The sequence below is a fragment of the Microvirga sp. GN3 genome (assembly GCF_055792825.1).
Genome location: NZ_JBVVAK010000066.1, coordinates 1 through 16,574, shown reverse-complemented (window position 1 = coordinate 16,574; position 16,574 = coordinate 1). Strand labels below are relative to the sequence as shown.

Below are 16,574 nucleotides of genomic sequence, written 5' to 3'. Positions count from 1 at the left end.
ATTCAGGTGCTGCTAGCAGCGGTCTGCAGGAATTCGATGTTTCGCGCCGGCCTAGAGGATAGACGATGAAAAAGTTCGTAGTTGTTGCATGCCGCAAAGGTGGAGTCGGTAAAACGACCGTTTCACACTCCGTCATCGACTATCTAGATAAAGCGGAGGATAGCCCCATCATTTTTGAGACGGATACGAACAACCCGGACGTTGGATCGGTCTACAAGGGCAAGCGGGATATGAGGTCCTTCTACCTCGTAAAGGAGGATGATTGGGGTAAGGTGATTGATCTCGTCGAGGGCTCGAACAAGTCGATCGTGATTAATACGCCCTTGGGCTCGGACGTCGATAAGAATGCAGGGGCATTGCGCGTCGTTGCAGGGCTTGGGACACATAGGGTCCAGGTCGTGATGCCAATCGATGATCGGCAGGACACGTTCTACTTCGTGGAGGACATGTATGACGCGCTCAAGCCGCAGGACGGGGAACCCGGGGTGCCACTGCTGATTCTTCGCAATCTCCATTACGGCAAGCCTGAGCAGTTCACGATCCTCAATGAGAGCAAGCTCATGCGAGAAATCGAGGCGTCGGACTTTGCCGAAGTCGATGATTTTCCGAAGCTGTCCGACGCAATCAAGAAGCAGCTCGTCGATGAGAAAAAGACCTTCGATGAAATCGCCGGCTCGGTAGGATCGGGATCAAAATGGGTCCTGCAGCAGTTCCAGCGCCGGGTTCGGTCGGTGTTCGAGGATCGGCTTGGATGAAAGGCGAGAAGACTTATCTCGATGCGTTTCGGGTGCTTATGGGACGCGAGCCGAGTGATGCAGAGCGTCAATCGACGTTCCGTCTCGTCAAGGCCATGGGTCTTGACGAGACGGACGACCTTGCCAAGGCGATGATGCTGATGGGATATGTTGAGGCGATGCTTCAGCGGATCCCGAGCCGTGTGGAGGCTGCGGCAACAGTTTCGACGGATAGGGTCAAGGAGGCAGCAGACCGCGTAATCGAGGCGTCGGCGGCCAAGGCTCAGGCGAAGTTGGCCGACTCCGTGGCATCGGTCGCTCAAAAAGTCGCCAACGACGTCGCCGGCAAGGCAAAATGGCAGGCGGCCGCCATGGCGGCGATTGTCATCGCGGCACTGATTGGGGGCTTCAGCTACGCAGCATACGATGTAGGCTTCAAAGCAGGCCATGTAGAAGCACTCACTGAGCTCAAGAACGCTGAAGTTGCCGCCGCGTGGGCGAATACAGAAGAGGGACGCAATGCGCAGCGTCTTGCTGGCGTGACCCGTATTTCGGCTCTCCTCGAATGCACATTAAAGGGCTTCAAGATCGTTGAGGTCGAAAACGGTCGAAAGGGCTGCTTCCCGGATAAGAGCGCACCAGCCTTTCATGGATGGTTTGTTCCGGCGGAATGATGATCTGAGTGGGTCCGGCTGCCCTGACACGAGCACCGGATCAAGGCCTCAGTTGCGGCAGTGGCAGCCCGAGGGAATGTGGCGAATGGAGAGATCCAAGTGTCGTACCCATCATAGACTGTGGGAATTGAAGTGATGTTTAGGTTGTACTGCTCGCTCCAAGTGCTTGATTTAGCACGAGTTTGACGTTGGTCCGCTGCTGCGAATGTTGTTTTAGGGTCTGTTTGAAGATCTGGGAGCCCGCTTTGGGCGTCTGTTCCTAAACCAGCGATCTTAAAGATATCGAATAGGCGCAGCTAATCCTCTCGTACGTCAGTCTTCTGGCGGGACCCCGGCAGACCTATTCGTTGCGGCGCATCATTATTGCGATCTTTTATCGGCAGTGCACCAAGGTATACTGGCGACTACGCACGGGTATCCAACCAGTCTGCTATCTTTACCAATATGCCTAGGATGGCACGTGGAAACATGTGACCTTGGCCCTGCGCGAGAGCTATCGCAGCAGTTACCGCCGAGCGCTGCAACCCACAGCCACGATCATCTAATCGGTCAAGACCATCGAAATTGGCGGACACACGGGCAAAAAGATCAAGGGCCACAAGCGCCATCTGTTCGTCAACACTCAAGGTATGCTGCTGAAGAATAAGGTCCATCTGGCCGACGTTCACAGCTGCTTAGGTGCCGAGCCCCTATTGTCGGGGTTCGAAGCATCTGTTTCCTGCTTTGGAGCTGATGTGGGCCGTCACTGCCAATCGCGGACTGCAGGACTTGCTGCGCAGAACGTTCGGTTGGAGATTATCCATCCCGAAACACTGGTAGGCAGGTGAGGTCTGGATGCGGGTGGGATCAGGGCCATCAGCGCGCCAGAGTGGCCGACCAGCCTCTCAGCCGGATCAGTTATCTTGGTGTTCCAGCTTCGCTGCCAAGTCCCTGCCTCAAATCCAGGCGTCGCGGGCTACCCTCATCCCGTTGGGGGCCGCTCCATCTCGAAAGGGGTAGTCGATATCAAGTTGACTAGCTTGGGCTTGTTTCCTATTTGTTCCAATATGACCCAGGCAGCCGCACATAGCGCCGATATCGGATCGCACCTTCCGCGAAACGGTGACGTGTATGCCGGGGCAGGCCAACAGGAAGAACATCGGATGAGCCGGAGCCTTCACCGGCAAGATCCAACATTCGGCCAACCGAACCCATGTCCCTCTTCCGCTATCTCAGCGACGACGCATTCCTGATCTTCTCGCGCAAGCACCGTTACCTCTATGAGGCGGCGTTGCTTGAAGTGCACGAGCACTTCTTCTCGTCCGGTGCGGTTTTCCCGACCCCGCAGGAAGTCACCCACGCCATCTATGATCTCGTCGCGCGAAGGCCAGAGTTACTTCTCGACGGCGAGGATCCCGGCGAGGGTCTTCCCGAGGTCATCTCGAAGGGCCGCCGCAGACTGAAGTTTGCCGGGACCGGCGGCGAGACGGGCGACAGGGTCCTCAAGGCAGCCAACCAAGTCTACCAGGGGCTGGTGCGGACGGGCTGGCTTGAGGAGGAGGAATACGGCCTCAAAGTCACGGTCGACATGCCGATGGGCGCGCTGCTCGTCGTGCAGCGGCTCTCGAGCCTCAAGTCCGACGTCTCGCAGCGGTTCGGCGGCCTGGTCGTCCACATCAAGACCAGCCTTGACCTCGTGGAGGGGCTGTCCGCAGAGAGGAACCCCGAGAAGGCGAGATCGACGGCCGTCCACGCGCTTCGCGAGGCAAGGGTGCAGGCCGACCAGTTCGTGAAGACCCTGCGCGCAATCCTCTCCGACCTGAAACGCATCCGCAAGTCGCTGATCGAGTCGCAAAACTTGCGTCAGAAAATGGACACCTACTTCGCGGAATTCATCGGTGAGCTGATCCTGAAGGATTTCCAGGCAATCCTCACCTTCAACCATCCCTATCGTTTCCGGGACCAGATCGTCTCGACGGCGCGCCGGATCGCCTACGCCGAAGACCTGTTAGCCATCATCGCGGACGGCTACGTGGAGATCGGGGTCTCGCCCAACGTGCAGGCCGCCCGGGACGAAGCCGTGAGCGATCTTCTCTCGATCGAGGGCACGTTCGAGACCGTTGGCGACATGTTCGAGCGCATTGCGCAGTTTCGCAGGGCCCTCGAGTCGAGGTTGAGGAACACCGTTAAGTATGCCGAGCAGGGTGAACGCGGTCTCGCCTCCCGCGCACGCGACCTCGTTACCCGCATGGAGTCACTGCTGCTTGCCAGCCCTGATCGCTACGCGCGCGCCACCGTGCCTGTCGCGATCGAACCTGTCGCCACGCCGTGGTCGGAACGGCAGCTCGCGCCGCAGCGCCAGGCCCGACAGCCGATCGAGGCCAAGCCGCTCGCGCAGCGCCCCCACGATCCCATCTATGAGTTCCGCAAGCGCATGCGCGCCGACTACCTCGAGCGCATCTCGCCATCCCCGGAGCGCGTGAAGCGCTTCCTCGAGCGGGTCACGCCCCCCTACCACACGACCGAGGCTCGGTTCATCGAGATCCAGACCGTCGACGACTTCCTGGCCTTTGATGCCGCGCGGCGTTACGCGCTGACGAATGAGGTCCCTCCCCTTCTCTCTCGCGAATTCGAGTTCGAGTACCTACCCAGTTCCGAGCCACACGACAGCGAATGGCTCCGGTGCAGCAACTTCGTGATTCGCCGTCGCGGCGACTGCCAGCACAAGAGGACCTGAGATGCTAAGCGAGTTCGAGCAGGTCGAGGCGACCTTCGGCGCTGAGAAGGCCGCCGATCTCCGCAAGGCCTGCCGCTACCTTCTGCGAAATCAGTTCGCGTACTCCGGCGACCGCGGCGCGGCCACGGTCTACAACACGCTCACCGACGCCCGCTTCCGCCGCGTTGCCGACGAGTTGTTCGACAGTCTTGGGTACCGCGTCCACCGCGATCCCGAGGAGCAGTGGGTCGGCATCCTCCTCGATGACGACGATCCCTCGTCGGTACCGAAGCTGAAGCTGGACGAGACCCTGGTGGTGCTGGTCCTCGGCAGCCACTGGCAGGAGGAAGCCGACCTCGGCAACCTCCTCGATCGGGCGACGGCCCTCACCACGGTCAACGTCCTGCACGAACGCTACCGGGACATGGTGCAGGCAGCGGGCAAGCCCGCAATTCCGGCCACGCGGTTCCTCGATCTGTTGCGGGAGGCCGAGGCCCGGAACCTGATCGCGGTCGGGGATCTCGACCGCGACGCCCAGGATCGTGAGGTCGAGATCCGACCGATGATCAAGCTCGTGAGCGGCTCCGACGCTCTGAACCGCCTTGAGAGTTACGTGAAGACTGAGGAGGCTTCGGTGCGCAAGCCATCGGCCGCCACCCTGATGGCTGCCCTTTCCCCTGATACGGATACCCGCCGCGAGGAGAATGCGTGATGGAGCTGCGACGCCTCACGATGGTGAACTGGCACCTCTTCGATGCTGAGGACATCCAGGTTCAGGGCAACTTCGGGATTCTCGGCGAGAACCGCTCGGGAAAGTCAACCATCCTCGACATGGTGCAGGTTGTGCTCTCCGGGGGGAGCCGCACCTACTTGCGTCTGAACGCCGTTGCGGGCGACGGTGGCAGGGGGCGTTCGTCGTCGAAACGCTCAGTGCTCGGCTACTGCCTCGGCACCCTCGGCGACGGTGAGACCCGCCGCCAGGAGGCTCTGACCTACATCGCGCTCGGCTTTGAAGACCCGGATCGGATCAGGCCACCGATCACGATCGGACTGGCCATGGAGGTCCGCAGCACGGACACCTCGGAGACGGTGCTCGGACGCTTCGTCGTGACCGGGAAGCTCCTGACCACGACCGACTTCACGGAGCACCGTCCGGACGGCCATTACACGGCGGCATGGGACGATGTGAAGGCCCGCATCATTGCGGACGTGGGTGCCGGCAGCTTCATCAATCACCGCGAGAAAGCAACTGACTTCGTGCGGGAGTATATGCGGCGGCTTGTGCCCAGCCTCCCAAACGCGGAGCAGAGCGCGGCCGCGCTGCTGAAGGCGGTTGTGAACGCCATGTCGCTGAACCAAGGGTACTCGGCGACTGAGTTCGTCCGGCGATTCATCCTTGAGGACAACCCGATCCGAATTGGCGATCTCCGCAGTTCGATCGAGACCTACCGTGGGGTGAGCGCCACAATCGTCACCATGCGACGGAAGCTCGATGCCCTGAAGGGTCTCCGAGAGCACATCACGACCTTCGCGGAGGCCCTTGACCGGAAGTCTCTTGAGGATTGGCTCGCCCGGAGAGCCCGATGGCTCGCCGCCCTTGCCGCCAACCGGGCCGTCCGCGAGGAGATCGCAGTGGCGAGGCGGCACATCGAGGCCGAGCGGGAGGGCAAGGAATTTGCCCTCGAAGGCATCCGTGAGGCCGACCAGGAGATCCAGTGTCTGATAAGCGCGATCGCGACGCACGCCGCGAAATCGGGCCGGGATCAGTGGGAGCAGAACCTGAAGCATCTCGATGAACAAAGCGCGATGGCGAGTGCAGACATCCGACGACGGCTTCAGTCAGCGGCCGCCCTTTTGCCACTCGCCAACGGAGTCCCCGAGGGCGATATCCTGAGGGCGTTTTGTGATGCGGCAGCCGCAGCGGTCCCGAACACCGACCAAGGCAAGCTCCGCGAGGCCGAACGCGCCTTTCGGGAGGTCGCTCCGGCCACTCTGGGAAGGATCGAAGCGCTCCGCCGGCAAATCTCCGCGGAGATCGTCACGCTGGAAAAGGACGTCGCCGAACTCCGACAGGCACTTGAGCAGGCCCATGAACGGGGTTCTCCCGCCTATCTCGGGAATGAGACCAGGCTCCTGATGCGCAGGCTCGAGAGCACCGGAATGGATGCGCGCCCTCTCTGCGATCTTGTCGAGATCATCGATCTTGAATGGGTAGCCGCCGCCGAGGCCCTGCTCGGACGCGATCGTGAGGCAATGTTCGTCGAGCGCCATCACATCAAGGACGCCACGGCCGTCTTCCGGGAGGGCCGACGCGACTATCGAGGTGCATCCCTGGTCAGCCTGAACAAACTCGAGGAGTTCCGCGAGGCTCCCAAGCCGGGCACGTTCCCGTCGCTGTTCAGGACGCAGGACCCGGATGCCATGGCGTTTCTCCAACGGCGCTACGGCAACGTGCGCCTCGCCAGGACGCTCGACGAGTTCAATCTACCGGGCCGCGCCCTCATGCAGGACGGCCTTTACGACGACGGACTCGTCCGCAGCCACCGGATTATCGATGCGAAGGACCATAAGATCGGGAAGGCGGCGCAGGCGGATCGGCTCCGCCACATGCAGGACGCCTTCACCGAGAAGGCAGAGAGACTGTTGAAGCTCCGGCAGGAGGAGAAAATCCTCGACCGTGCCGTGGGTGCCCTGGCGGAACTAACGCTGCATGAGAACGGGAGTTGGCTCTCGGATATGCTCCTCAGAATCCATGGCTGGACGCAGGAAAGGATCGACGTCGTCGAGAGGATCGATGCCATTAATGCCCAGGGCGATGGCGGCCTGAGGGAGCGCCTGAAGGCGCAGCAGGACTTCCAGAGGCACAAGAAGGCGGAGTTGGAGGCGATCCAGAACCGCACCATGGAATACGAGATTGCACTTCTGAGCAGCGAGCGAACCCTGAAGGCTGCGGAATCCACCGACGGATCCGAGATGAACCTAAAGCTCGCCCAGAAGCTCTACGCAGAGGAGCGCAAGCTGTTCGCCTATCGGCAGGGAGCAGCCGCATACCGCGAGCGGATGGTGGCGGCGCGGAAACGGAATGCACACGCCGTCGTTCTACCCGCCGAGGCCGCCCGCCAAGCAGCGGCGGTTCACCGGAGGGTGGCGCACGAGGCCACCGAGGCATCCGAACGGTCGCGGGATCTCAGTCACAGGGCCGAACTAGCGGCGCGGGGCGCCCTGCGCGACTACTTCAATGAGTTCGGCGTGAGCGGCCAAGTGGGTCCCGAGAGTTCGTTGCTCAACGAGGTGAAGCCTTGGATGGACCTCCTCATTGAGGACATCGAAGGCAACGAACTCCGCCGCTACGAGGACAGAGCCCACGAGGCGGCCGAGCGGGCTTCGTCTCTGTTTCGCGGCGAGTTCGTAAATGCCCTGAACATGCGCGTATCAAAGATGGAAAGGGATCTCGAAGCGCTGAACCGGAGTCTTCGTGACCACCCCTTCCACAACGAGCGCTACTCGTTTCACCGGACCGCCGAAGCCGAGTTCCAGCCCATCCTGAAGATCATCGAGATCAGCCGGATCTCGGACGATGCCATGGACATGCTGTTCAGAGCCGACGTGCCGGACGACTTTCCGCACAAGGATACGCTCAAGGCGGTCGAGCAGTTGCTGGAGGATCCGGACAAGGACTTTTCGGCCTTCGAGGATTACCGGAACTTCTACGCCTTCGAGATCCACATGGAGGATATCCACACAAAGGCCCGGACGCGCTGGGAGACGCGCCGGGGAACAGGCTCGGGTGCGGAGCAACAGGTTCCCCTCTATGTGGCTATCGGGGCATCCCTCGCCGCCGTCTACGGTAGCGGAGGGAATGCCAGAGGTCGCCCGAAGGGGATGTCCCCGGCATTGTTCGACGAGGCGTTCTCGAAGATGGATGGCAAGAACCAGCGAGCAATGATGGCCTTCTACGAGGATCTCGGGCTTCAGGTGGGTGTCGCCGCCCCGCTCGAGAAGAAGGCCGCGATCATGGGCTACATGGAAACCCTCGTAGAGGTGGACCGTATCGGGAAGCAGTCGACCACGGACGTCATCCACATTGGCCGGCGGGCCCGCGAGGAGATCCTTGCCCTAAATCCCGAGCACCTGACCGATGAGCAGATCGCCGGCCGAATGGCGGCGGAATAGGCCATGGCCCGCAAGTTTACCGACGCGGCGGCGCTACTCCATGATCTGCTCGACCGCCGGGAGGGCGGAACCGAGGCCCCGTTCGCCTATCCGGACCATGCGGCGTTCCCGACCGTGATCGCCGCAGACGCGTTCATGAAGGTCATTGCCGCTGCCGAGCGTGCGGGCTGTGTGACCCTCGCTTATGGGACCGGGCGGAGGCGTGACGAGCTCAAGCTGGTCAGGCTGACCGATGCAGATGCCCTGTATGCACACCTCGGACGCGAACCGTCCCGCGAGATGGCGGACCGTGCGCGGTCCGAAATGCTCGAAGATCTCGATGTTCATCCGTCGGTCCGCGACGCGGCCCTTGCAGCGCCGGATGCTTGGTCTCGCAAGCGGACCTGGTGCAATCTAGGGCCTGATGACGTGCGGGCTATGCGGACGGCCATCGTGCTCGCGCAGGCGATTGTGGACGGACGCCATCTCGGGCTCGACTACCGGACTTTCTCGCGCAAGGCGACGGGGAACAGCAAGGCGCTCGAGAGGTTGGAAGCCGCGGTCCTTAGACTTGTCGGGGCGGCAATCAACCTTCCTCAGGCAGCGGGCCCAAGAGCCGCGCTGGCTACCCTGGGGCTCGAACGGTTTGGCCCACCATTACTCCTCGCCGGTGCGCTCACTCTGGATGGCACCGCACTCCCGCTGTCGCTGCCATATCTCGGTCTGCCGCCAGGAGAAATCGGGCGGGTCGATTTCCACCGAGCACCAGCCTATGTCCTCACGATCGAGAACTTCGCGAGCTTCAACCGACACGTCCTTGAGGCCGACCATAACCGGACGGGACTGACCATCTATGTCGGAGGCTACCCCTCCCTCGCGACCCAGCGCGCACTCAGCGCCGTCGCAGCGGCACTTCCCGCGGAGATCCCGTTCTTCCATTGGTCCGATATCGATCCCGACGGCACCTGGATCTTCAGGACCGTCGAGCGCGCCATTGGGCGGCCACTTCGGCCGCACCTCATGTGCCGAGAGCTGGCTGATGCCTACGGCGAGAGGCCATCCCGCGCCTCACAGTTGCGTGCCGGTGAGGCTGTGGGATCGATGATCTCCGATCTGGTGGACTATCTGGCCGGGCCGGACGCCAAGGTCATGGAACAGGAGGAAGTCGATCCAAAGCTTCCCAATCCAATCGAGTCGCTTGCGGGTTAGGAGGGCCTGAATGCCTTCATTTCCTTGGAGAGAAACCAAGAGCCTTGTTGGCACCATTCAGCGCGAGACTGCATTTGAAGTTTAATAACACGAGGCCGGACGAGGCAACCTCACGCTCTGGGTTTAGGAGGAACCCACCGTCCTTTCGCAGGGCGACGGGCCCAAGCTGACCCGATTGTCAGCGAAATCGCTTACCCGTCAGATCTGTCCTGCCCTGCGGTCACCCCTCCGGCGTCTTCCAGGGCACATAGGAAATGTAGGCCAAGCGGATGAACAGCAGCGTAAGTGTCCGCTGAACGGAAATCTCTATCGCCCTTGGCTCGCCTGCGTCGGCATCATAGAGCAACTGGCAGCTCTGCCCGGACGCATCCTCCCGGGTCGCGATCCACAGCAAGTCGATCCCAACCTGGCCTGGCGTATGAGTAACCAGGTAGCCGCCGATCCGGTGAACCGGTGGAGCGTTCCAGGTCACCCGCTTCTCCCTACCCTCGCCGTCCAGTTCCACGTCACCGACCCCAGCCGCTCGCCCGCGAAAGCCGGGCCCGCGGCCCTGGAACAGGCCCGTGAACGAGAACCGCCGCCGCCGCGAGACCGGAATCAGGGCGATCAGACGCGTCGCTTCCTCGCGGGCAAAGGTCTGCCCATCCCTCGTGAGGCGATCGAGCAACGCATGCGCCTCGAGCCGCGCCTCTATCGGAAGGTCTTGATCGCTCATGCCCTTACTCATCGGTGGCCTCCCCGTCGGCGGAGCGATCCCGATCGGCGGCGGCGAACGCGTCTATCACCCACTGCGGCGTTCCCCTTTCGATCGGCAGGATGCGGATCACATCATCGTCCAGGATGAGCCTGACCGTACCAGCGCCGGCGGCTTTCATCTGCGCCAGGCGATCAGAGAGGGTATCCCACGGCAACATGAGATCGGGGACGGTGGGCTCAGCCGTCGGGTCTATGGCATGGAGAAGAATGCGCGCGTCGAGCCCGCCTTCCTCCAGAACCAGCCCATGCGAAGCCACCAGAGCGGCAAGGCGCTCATAGTAGGCACGCATCAGTTCGCCGGCCGTGAGACGCTTCAGGCCGAAGGCGAAGTCGACGTGCCTGAGGAGCGAGGCTGGAAAGCCGGCATCGACGAGAGCCTTGAGGCACTCGACATGCAAGCGGGCTGGATCCAGGTCGGTGCGGGCAATCTCTCCGATTGCGTCCTGAGCCAGCTCGGTGGTGAGGATGAACATAGCATCAGCCAGTGAACGCAGCTTGCCGGCATCGTCGATGATGTAACCATGACCCCAGATCCGCTCGAGGCGCGTGACGAGGTTCGGGTGGGCCTGATCGATATCCTGGAGCACGAACACGCCGTCAGGATTGTTCTTCAGGGCCTGCAGCAACGAGGCCCCTTCCGTTGCGGCGGGGGCCGATGAGAAGATATGGTCGATATCCTCCCCTGGAGTGCCGGCGAGCTTGTACAGGCCGCCCATGCTCTTCAGGGATCGAACGAGGCCACCGATCAGATCGAGATGGTCTTCTTCGACATTCGGGCCGGCAATGAGGAAGACGCCGGGCCGGCGCTGCAGGGGGCCGAGCGCGATGTGGCGGTAAGCCTCCACGGCGAAGACCTCGACAGCGGCATCCTGGCCGATGATTTGTCTCTTGGTGAGTGCGACGAGGCCGCGCATGACTTGTGCAGGATCTTCTTGAGGTGTGGACATGGAATAAGTCTCGATAAGGGTTGAGGATGAGTGCGGGCTGACCCACGTTGTGCGGGCCGCCCGCCGAAGGATCGACGATCTCACTCTCGTCTCAGGCGCTGCGCCGCTTCGGGCCGGCCCTGAGCGAGGCGTGAGATGTCCTTTTGGGATTTGTCTCGTCTTTCCTTCACCCGTCCGATGATCTTCCCGTCATTCTCTCCTGGGATTGTTTCACCTCTCGCGGTGTCTCACCCGGCACATGAATTGACCCCGCCGAAGGCGAGCAGCCGGTCCGATGATTGTCGGGGACATTTGGTAGTGCCTTGCTCGTTGAGATCGCCGCGATCTGTTGAGGAACGCCGCGCCGCAGACTCTCAGGGTTACAATGACCGCAGCGGCGCAATCGGTACCACCGACCTGGTGCCCGCCGGCGACATATCCAGATAAGCTCACGAAGCGCCCGAACTTCTACCATCACCAGTCGTTCTCGGTTTAGGGCCAGAGGGTTTCGGAGAACGGTCATGGGCGCTGATGACAACCCACCAAAGCGCGGCTTTGCCTCAATGAGCGAGGAAAGGCGTCGCGAGATCGCCAGCAAAGGCGGTAAAAGCGTCCCGGCTGAAAAGCGCCATTTCGCCCAGAACACGGCATCCGCCTCCCAAGCTGGCCGCAAGGGAGGCCAGAATTCACTTGGCCGCAGGAAGGATCGTCAAGGATAGGGCTACAGTCCAAGCTAACTGGACCTACCGATTGCCCGTCCCGTTAGGGCAGCATACTTACGCGAGTGGCCATGTTGTGAGAATGGAGAGCCTTGTAATGGCGCTAGAAGCTGCTCCGAGGCGGCTCCTCTCGGCACGGTGAAACCCCGCTTTACCGATTCAGAAAATGGCGGGGAAGTCGGCCAGCGTCACACAGGGTAAGGCACCTGACAGCAAGCGGACCACGCTCAATGCCGCCATATCCGACGGCTTTGCCACCGCTGCTTGAAAGCACCGTCGGAACACGCCCATCCTCATGCAAAGCGTTGATGAGCCTGCTCATTTCGCGGAGGTTTGCGCGGAAGCCTCCTCAGCACCGCCTTCACATGGTCCTTAACAGACTGTTGGCTGGGTTCAGGAGCGCTTTGCGTCGGCTGAGTCATCGCACACTCCTGCATCATGCTGTGCGTGCACGGTCAGGCAGGAATGACAATCGCTTATTCGAGAAGCATCCTCTGTGACCTAAGTCACACAATCCGCAGCTTGGGGTATTCACATCAGTCGTCATAAGGCTCAATTCATAGATGGTCGATGGAAGACGAGCCGCTCTTTCAACAGCGATTGTTCGGGCTCGTGCGATGAGGTCGGACTATCGCATGCTGCACCGGTTGACGGCGCCGCACCCTGGATCGTCCTTTCGGGATTTTACTTGCTCCGCCCTCACCCATCTGACGTCTCAGGTACCTCTGCCTACGAACGGCGAGGAAGGCGTCAGCGGGCGGAATGACGCCACTCGGCGCGGTTGAGGAAAGTGGGCCGACGAACGATGTGAACGTCCGTCAAGGGGATCGGCCACCCCGTTTGTCCATGGGTGTGTCCGCGCCCGAAGAGCGTCGATTTTTTCCCGGTTATCTTCGTGACACGGACTTGGCGGATGACCAGCGGCGTCACGAAAGTTCGGAACGAGATTTGTATCTCCAGGGCTCGTGCGTTTACGGTTATCGAAGCAAGTAAGGCTTGCCAGACACGACATCACGCACCCGGGATTGTCACGGTGCGATCGCGGACGCCGATTCTGTCACTTACCTGCCGTCTCGCCGTCAGGAGAGGATGCCGGCTGAGTATCGGCAGGTGGGTTCGTTGCGTCCTGCGCCAATGGCTCGCCAACGGGGACGACGTTGATGATCCCCTCGCCCAGCACCAGCCGCACCGTGTGAATGCCGTCGGCCTTCGCCTGCGCCAACCGGGCATCGAGCTCATCACGCGGCAACCACACATCCCCGATATCGGGCTCGATCGATGAGTCGATGGAATGAGCCAGGATCCGGCCATCGATCCCGCCTTCCTCCAGAGCAAGGCCGTGGGAGGCAATCTGTTCGGCAAAGCTGCGATGGTGCTCCAGAACGGCCTCGCCCGGCGTCATGCTCTTCAGGGCAACCACGATATCGATGCTTTTGAGGAGCGAGGCGGGGAGACCGGCATCAAGCAGTGCCTTGAGGCACTGCACATGCAGCCGGTCGGGATCCGCCTCGCTGCGAGCGATCTGTCCAATCTGCTCCTGCGCCGCCTCGGTGGTCAGGACGAAGATCGCGTCGGCCAGGGAAATCCTTTCGCCACCTTCACCGTCAATGAAGCCCTGGCTCCAGGCGGTCATAATGGTCTTGACGAGGTTGGGATGGGCCTTGTCGATATCCTGAAGGACGAACACGGTGTGAGGGTTATCCTTTACCGTGCGCAGCAGAGAGCGTACTTCTGTTCCGCCGGCGATGGGTGCAAAAATATGGGCCAGATCTTCTCCTTGGGTAGAGGCCAGTTCATACAGTCCACCACCACTCTTGAAAGAGGCGGCAAGGCCCGACGGCAGGCCTAGATGGTCGCCGTCGCTATTCGGGCCAGCAACAAGAAAGATACCGGGCCTGCGTTGCAGCGGGCTGAGGGCGAGGTGCCGGCAGATCTCTGTCGCAAAGGCCGTGACGGTGGCATCCTGGCCGATGAGGCGCTTACGGGTCTGGGTGACGAGCTCGCGCATGGCCTCGTCCTGAGTGAGGGAGCGTATCGACATGAAGTGTGTCTTTCGGAGGAAGGGTTGATAGGAGTGTGGCTGGCACTGCTGACTTGAGGGCCAGCCCTTAGTAGAAGGCGACGATGTCAAGCTTGCCCGGAGCCGAAACGCTCTGTTTCGGCGTTGAGCGAAGCATGAGTTGTCCTTTTTGGGATTTGCCTCGTCTTGTCCTTCAGCAGTCTGACCCTCTTCCCATCCTTATTCCTTGGGATTGTAACTTCTGGGGTCTTCTCCCACTCTCCACGGAAGACATCAGCGCCAGGATTGATGATGGCGCGTCGCGGCCTTCAATGAAGGCGTTGGACAAATACTGATTGTTTACCTTGACCGGGCATCATGTGGTTCATCGGGCGCGTGGCGTACCAGCCCGTGTCAACGCGGTGTTGCAACCGGCATCGCATGTGCCCCGGCTGAGACGTCTCTTGGCCGGGGCACGCTATTCAATCGGTGATTGGACGATAGCCCTCGCCTGCCCGATACGGTCACCGAACATAATAAGCCTGTAAATGGCCCGCAATTGGCGCTCTGGACTCGGCAACCACGACGCTGCTGGCGGGAAGTCAGCCGTCCAGGGCCTAAATTGCCGTGTTTGCTGCGGCTTGGATCTTAACTCTCGTTGGCCCTTGCTGCAACACGTCACCAAGTCCAAGGAGACGTCGCAATCTTCAGGTAGAGCGATCCATTAATAGAGTTCGAACTTCAAAGAATATATCAAGCCTAACGGAGAAAATTTCGTGTAACGACCCTTTTGACAAGACATCTGCTGCTGGCCCGAAGTGTGGCAGTATGGATCCGCGTCATCTGCAAACTCCTCGGCTCCCCGCTGACCGGCGTCCGACGCGTTGCGTTCAAGGTTGTTGAGGCCTTTAGGACAAGACTTGAAATTGAACTCCCTTCACTCGCCTCCAGCTCGCCTGTGGATGACAGGCGGTGTACCTCTCGCACGGCAGAGGGAAAGCGACCTACCGATCCGGCATGATCGCATGTGAGCCCGCCTGCCTCAAGGTATGGGTAAGCGCGTCGGTCATCTGTTCCAGCACCTCGCGGTTGACGTTCTCCGCCGTGTCGCAGGCCTTGTGATAGCAGGGGTCGAAGGGCTGGCCGGCGCTTCCACCGAACCGGACGGCGTGGTCTTCGCTCTTGGTGCTGCCGGCGCCGGTGAAGAGGCCGAGCGTCGGGATGCCCCTCGCCGCGAAGGCAGCATCGTCCGAGCCGTAGCCGCGTTCGTTCCGGGTCCGCTCGTCCATGGGCAGATTTCGGGCGGCGAAGTATTCCGCGAAGGATTGAGCGAGACCGGCTGTGGCGCTCGTGCGGCCCTCCGGCTGGGTCATCTGGATGAAGCGCCCGAAATTGGGCGAGCCCACCATGTCCAGGTTGATGTAGAGACCGATGCGGCGGCGCTCGTTCTCGGACAACGCATTCAGGTGATGCCGCGAGCCGACGAGGCCGCGCTCCTCCGCACCCCAGAAGGCGAAGTGGATGGGCGTGTCAGGCTCAGGCTCCTTTGCGAGGCGCAGGGCCGTTTCCAGTACGGCCGCCGCGCCGCTGGCATTGTCGTTCATGCCGGGCCCTTCGGACACGCCGTCGAGATGGGCGCCGACAACGATGGCAGCGCCGTTCGCCTCGGCACGCTCGGTGATGACATTGCGGGTCGAGCGGGTGCCCGTCTCGACCTCGACCGCCAGGCGCACCCGGTTGCGTGCGGGATCGCGGGAGGCCTCCGCAAGCCGTCGGCCCACCTCTGTGGTCACACCGAGGACCGGGATTGTGGCCTGCGTCTCCAAGCGGCCACCGAAGATCCCGGTCTGGTCGCCTGTTCCCTGGTTCATGATGATGAGGCCTGCGGCGCCGGCGGCTTTCGCCTGCTCGGCCTTGCTCTGGAACGGGCAGGTCCCACGCCGCACGAGAGCAATGTTGCCCGGCGTGAACCCGGCAAAGTCCTCGCGCTCGCAGCCGCTCGTGGAGGCCTGAAGGGGCTCATTCTCCAGGCCAAGATCGACGCCTTGGACCGGCGCCGTCACGGCGCCGGAGCCCGAGTTCACCAGCGTGCGCAGAGCTTCCCGGGGCAGCGCGACGGGATCCGGTCCCTCCGCTCCGGCGATGAGGGCCAGCGGATGGCGCTCCTCGAAAAACGGGAAGGTGAACTCCTCAAACCGCACCGTATAGCCGGCGGCGCGAAGCTGGTCAGCCACATACTCGGCGGATCGATCATAGCCCGCGCCGCCGGCGGCGCGATTTCCTTGGTTGGCCGTCGCGATGCTCTGCAGCGCCTGGACGTGGCGAAACGGATTGCTCTGAGTGTCAGTTGCGGGTAAGCCGACGTCGGCGCGCGAGACGACAGTTCCGGTCAGCAGGACAGCAGTGGCGAAGACCGCTCGACAGGTATTCGGGAGCAAACGGGGCACGCGGTTCTCATGTTCTGGCCGCACGGATTGGTGCGTCCAAGGGAGATCGGCCTTTCATGGCCGGCAACAAGTGCGGCAGGCTGTACACTCACACAGACGTGAGAGATGATCGGTGGCTACACGAGTAGATCCAGGGAGAAGCTAATGGGATGGACCGGCCGTGCTTACCGGCGCACCCTTCATCAGGGGCGCCCAGCACGAGGATTTGAGCCATGCCCAAAGCTCCGCTTCAGCAAGTTGCCACCCTTGGCATCGACATCGGC

At 61.6% G+C, this 16,574-nt stretch carries 11 protein-coding genes; 7 read left to right on the top strand and 4 right to left on the bottom strand.

From position 1 onward, the window contains the following. Positions 1-65 precede the first annotated feature (65 nt). From ACS5Q1_RS26610 to ACS5Q1_RS26585, 6 genes are all read left to right on the top strand, one after another. A complete protein-coding gene (locus tag ACS5Q1_RS26610; protein ID WP_473100997.1) occupies positions 66-755 on the top strand; it encodes a hypothetical protein in 690 nt (229 codons plus the stop codon). Continuing rightward, entirely contained in the window at positions 752-1,408 is a 657-nt protein-coding gene (locus ACS5Q1_RS26605; RefSeq protein ID WP_473100996.1) for a DUF6753 family protein, read from the top strand. The genes ACS5Q1_RS26610 and ACS5Q1_RS26605 overlap by 4 nt, the downstream gene beginning before the upstream one ends. 1,192 nt (positions 1,409-2,600) lie before the next feature. After that, entirely contained in the window at positions 2,601-4,124 is a 1,524-nt protein-coding gene (locus ACS5Q1_RS26600) for a Wadjet anti-phage system protein JetA family protein (RefSeq protein WP_473100995.1), read from the top strand. Position 4,125: 1 nt separating this feature from the next. Then, positions 4,126-4,815, top strand: coding sequence for a DUF4194 domain-containing protein (locus tag ACS5Q1_RS26595; RefSeq protein ID WP_473100994.1), 690 nt, complete (start codon positions 4,126-4,128; stop codon positions 4,813-4,815). Further along, complete coding sequence (locus ACS5Q1_RS26590; RefSeq protein ID WP_473100993.1) at positions 4,815-8,276, top strand: SbcC/MukB-like Walker B domain-containing protein; 3,462 nt, start codon at positions 4,815-4,817, stop codon at positions 8,274-8,276. Before ACS5Q1_RS26595 ends, ACS5Q1_RS26590 begins: the two co-directional genes overlap by 1 nt. A gap of 3 nt (positions 8,277-8,279) precedes the next feature. Next, on the top strand, positions 8,280-9,464 hold the full coding sequence (locus ACS5Q1_RS26585) for a Wadjet anti-phage system protein JetD domain-containing protein (RefSeq protein ID WP_473100992.1): 1,185 nt from the start codon (positions 8,280-8,282) through the stop codon (positions 9,462-9,464). Positions 9,465-9,684: 220 nt separating this feature from the next. On the opposite strand, the gene ACS5Q1_RS26580 is transcribed toward ACS5Q1_RS26585, so the two are convergent. Beyond that, positions 9,685-10,179 (bottom strand): hypothetical protein, encoded by a 495-nt coding sequence (locus ACS5Q1_RS26580; protein WP_473100990.1) that lies wholly within the window; start codon positions 10,177-10,179, stop codon positions 9,685-9,687. Positions 10,180-10,183: 4 nt separating this feature from the next. Next, entirely contained in the window at positions 10,184-11,167 is a 984-nt protein-coding gene (locus ACS5Q1_RS26575) for a P-loop NTPase family protein (protein WP_473100989.1), read from the bottom strand. Positions 11,168-11,667: 500 nt separating this feature from the next. Here ACS5Q1_RS26575 and ACS5Q1_RS26570 point away from each other — a divergent pair, with 500 nt between their 5' ends. Next, positions 11,668-11,865 (top strand): KGG domain-containing protein, encoded by a 198-nt coding sequence (locus tag ACS5Q1_RS26570; protein ID WP_473100988.1) that lies wholly within the window; start codon positions 11,668-11,670, stop codon positions 11,863-11,865. A 1,057-nt stretch (positions 11,866-12,922) separates the two neighbouring features. On the opposite strand, the gene ACS5Q1_RS26565 is transcribed toward ACS5Q1_RS26570, so the two are convergent. Both ACS5Q1_RS26565 and ACS5Q1_RS26560 read right to left on the bottom strand, forming a co-directional pair. Beyond that, on the bottom strand, positions 12,923-13,906 hold the full coding sequence (locus ACS5Q1_RS26565) for a P-loop NTPase family protein (protein ID WP_473100987.1): 984 nt from the start codon (positions 13,904-13,906) through the stop codon (positions 12,923-12,925). Between the two features lie 962 nt (positions 13,907-14,868). After that, entirely contained in the window at positions 14,869-16,311 is a 1,443-nt protein-coding gene (locus ACS5Q1_RS26560; protein ID WP_473100986.1) for a M20/M25/M40 family metallo-hydrolase, read from the bottom strand. Positions 16,312-16,574 lie beyond the last annotated feature (263 nt).